Origin of the sequence: Campylobacter sp. BCW_6871, from assembly GCF_001762325.1 — a bacterium.
Lineage (GTDB): Bacteria > Campylobacterota > Campylobacteria > Campylobacterales > Campylobacteraceae > Campylobacter_D > Campylobacter_D jejuni.
Window position 1 is genome coordinate 1 of record NZ_MJWQ01000072.1, and the last position, 708, is coordinate 708.

The window sequence follows — 708 nt, forward strand, 5'->3', positions numbered from 1 at the left end:
GTAAATGAACCCTTAGGAAATAAACTTTTAAATTTCATACAAAATAAAACTTGTTCTCGTTTTAATATAGATGAAAATTTAAATATCTTTGATAAAACTCATAATGTTTTCATGTATGAAAACTTAGAAGAAGAATTAAATTTTTTCTATCAAAGTATTTTAGAAAAAACTCCTAGATATCCTTTTATATGTATTTATGGTATAGGCAATGCTTTGCTTATTAAAAATTTAGCTAAACACTATAAACATCTTTTTGTATTTGAAAGTGAAATAGAACTTTTTATCCTGGCTTTAAGTACACTGGATTTGAGTGAAGAGCTTTGTAGTGGAAAAATTTATCTTGTGGATATCGAAGAAGAAAGAGTAGATATTCAACTGCTTATACTTTTTGATATGAAAGATATGTTTGAGTACTTAAGTTTGTATGAAATGTTTGTGAATAATGTTTATTATAAAAAGTTTTATGAGGATATCTGGTATAAAGCAGATGAGCTTTGCGAGAAAAATATAAAAGTTGTGATAAGAAATTTAGGTTCTAATTCTGATCTTTCTTTTGAGTGCTATTCTCATCTTTTACAAAACATCCCTTCTATGCTTGAAAGCATTCCTTTTCAAAGAATCTTAAATGAAAGAAAAAACAAATTTGAAAATGCTATAGTAGTTTCTGCAGGACCTAGTTTAGCTAAACAACTTTCTTTACTTAAAGCT

The 708-nt window shown here is 26.3% G+C and carries 1 pseudogene; it reads left to right on the top strand.

What is annotated here, in order from left to right:
• Nucleotides 1-708 (top strand): annotated as a pseudogene (locus tag AJ930_RS10630) (motility associated factor glycosyltransferase family protein); the annotation flags it as partial.